General features: G+C 74.5%; 1 protein-coding gene. It reads left to right on the forward strand.

Features of this window, described 5'->3' with window-relative positions:
* Positions 1-2,940, forward strand: a 2,940-nt coding sequence (locus G3I65_RS04125; protein ID WP_160694895.1) for an amino acid adenylation domain-containing protein, incomplete at both ends; no start/stop codon positions are given.

Here is a 2,940-nt window from a genome sequence, read left to right on the forward strand (position 1 = left end):
CGACCCCGGCCGGGCTGGCCCAGCTCCTCGAAGGCGCGGCCCCGGCGCGCGTGCCGCTGACCCCGCGGCCGCGGCCCGAGCCGATGCCGCTCTCGTTCGCCCAGCGGCGGCTGTGGTTCCTCGACCAGGCCGACACCCGGAACGCGAGTTACCACGTCCCGCAGGCCGTCCGCCTGACCGGCCCGATCGACACCGAGGTGCTGCGGCGGGCCGTCGGCGACGTCGTCGCCCGCCACGAAGCCCTCCGGACGGTCTTCACCCGCGACGTCGGCGACGAGCCGGTGCAGCGCGTCCTGCCCGGCGGTGAAGTTCCCTGGACCACTCAGGAGTCCACGGAGGACACCTTGGACCGGGACCTGACCGCCGCCACCGAGGCCGGCTTCGACCTCGCCCGCGAGCTGCCGATCCGCGCCACGCTGTTCGCCCTGCCCGGCGACGCCGCCGTGCTGCTGCTCGTCGTGCACCACATCGCCTGCGACGGCTGGTCGATGGCGCCGCTGCTGCGCCAGGTCGGCGAGGCCTACGCGGCTCGCCTCGCCGGAGACGCTCCACAGTGGACCCCGCTGCCGATCCAGTACGCGGATTACACGCTGTGGCAACGCGAACTGCCGGTCGACCGCGACCTCGCGTACTGGCGCGACGCGCTCGCCGGAGCCCCCGAGGAACTGCCGCTGCCCACCGACCGGCCGCGCCTGGCGGTCGCGAGCCACCGCGGCGGCGTCGTCGCCATGGACGTGCCCGCCGAAGTCCACCGGAAGCTGACGGCGCTGGCCACGGAAGCGGGTGCGACCCTCTTCATGGTGCTGCAAGCCACGTTCGCCGCGCTGCTCACCCGGCTCGGCGCCGGGGAGGACGTCCCCGTCGGGTCCCCGGTCGCCGGCCGCATCGACGCCGCCCTCGACGATCTCGTCGGGTTCTTCGTCAACACCGTCGTCCTGCGCACCGCCACCGGCGGCGACCCGACGTTCCGCGAGCTGCTGGACCGGGCCCGCGAGACGTGCCTGGCCGCGTTCGAGCACTCCGAGGTGCCGTTCGAGCGGGTCGTCGAGGAGCTGAACCCGGCCCGTTCGCTCGGGCGCCACCCGCTGTTCCAGGTCCTGCTGGTGCTGCAGAACAACCTCGCCGCCGAGCTGGACATCGACGGCGTCCGCGCCACCGGCGAGCGCGTCGACATCGGCTACGCGAAGTTCGACCTGGCGGCGATCTTCGAGGAGCGCGACGGCGAGCTGACCGGCCTGCTGGAGTACGCGAGCGACCTGTTCGACCGCGAGACCGCCGCCGCACTGGCCGGGCGCCTGCTCCGCGTCCTCGCCGCCGTCGCGGACAACCCCGGTATCCGGCTCGGCGACCTCGACGTCCTCGACGCCGCCGAGTTCGACCAGGCCACGACGGGTGGCATGCTCGCGCCGGCCGCCCCGGCGGTCACGCTGCACGAGGTCATCGAGGGGCACGCCCGCCGCACGCCGGACGCGACCGCGTTGCTGTTCGAGGCCGAGACCGTCACCTACGCCGAGCTGGACGCCCGCGCCAACGGCGTCGCCGCGCTGCTGACCGGCGTCCCGGCCGGGCGGATCGTCGCGATCTGCCTCGACCGCGGCCCGGACCTGGTCGCCGCCATCCTCGGCGTGCTCAAGGCGGGTTGCGGCTACACGCTGCTGGACCCGTCGTTCCCCGCCGAGCGGCGGCAGCTGCTCGCCGAGCAGGTCGACGCGCCGTTCGTGCTCGACGACCTGTCCGTCGCGCGGCCGACGACGACCGCGCCGGACCGCGTGGTGTCTCCGGCCGGGCCCGCCTGCGTCATGTTCACCTCCGGGTCGACCGGCACCCCGAAGGGCGTCGTCGCCTCGCACGAAGCCGTCGCCACCACCGTCCTCGGCCAGGGCTACGGCGGGGACGTCTGGCTGCAGACGGCGCCGGTCTCGTGGGACGCCTTCGCGTTCGAGCTGTTCGGCGCCCTGCTCACCGGCGCCGCCTGCGTGCTGCAGCCGGGGCCGAAGCCCGAGCCCGCGCGCATCGCCGAGCTGGTCGCGCGCCACGGCGTCACGACGGCGTTCTTCTCCGCCAGCCTGTTCAACTTCCTCCTCGACGAATACCCCGGCGTGTTCGAGCACCTGCGCGAGGTCTACACCGGCGGGGAGGCAGCGTCGGTCGCGCACCTCACGCGGGCCGTCGAGACCTTCCCGGACGTGGCCTTCACCAACGCCTACGGCCCGGTCGAGAACATGATCTTCGTGAGCGCCCACCGCGTCACGAGCGCCGACCTCACCGGCGCGCCGATCCCGATCGGCGTCCCGCTGCACGGCAAGCGCGCGTACGTGCTGGACGAGCGGCTGCGCCCGGTCGCGCCCGGCGTCGTCGGCGAGCTGTACGCCGCCGGCGGCGGGATCGCCGACGGCTACGCGGGCCGCCCGGACCTCACCGCCGTCCGGTTCGTCGCGAACCCGCATCGGGCGGGGGAGCGGATGTACCGCACCGGTGACCTGGTGCGCCGCCGCGCCGACGGCGTCCTGGAGTACGTCGGGCGCGCCGACGACCAGGTCAAGATCCGCGGGTTCCGCGTCGAGCCGGGCGAGATCCGGACCGCGCTGGGCACGCACCCGGCCGTCACCGGGTCCGCCGTCGTCGTCCGCGAGGACCGGCCGGGGCAGAAGCTGCTGGTGGCCTACGTCGTGGGCGAGCCGGCCGACTTCCGCGCGTACCTGGCCGAGCGGCTGCCGGAGCACCTGGTGCCGTCGGCGTTCGTGCTGCTCGACGCCTTGCCGCTGACCGCCAACGGCAAGCTCGACCACCGCGCGCTGCCCGCGCCGGAGCGCACGAGCACGAGCCGCGCACCGCGCACCCCGAGCGAAGAAGTCCTCTGTGGACTCTTCGCCGACGTGCTGGGCATCGCCGACGTCGGGGTGGACGACGGGTTCTTCGCCCTCGGCGGGCACTCCCTGC

It is taken from the genome of Amycolatopsis sp. SID8362 (assembly GCF_010550475.1).
Classification (GTDB): Bacteria; Actinomycetota; Actinomycetes; order Mycobacteriales; family Pseudonocardiaceae; genus Amycolatopsis; species Amycolatopsis eburnea.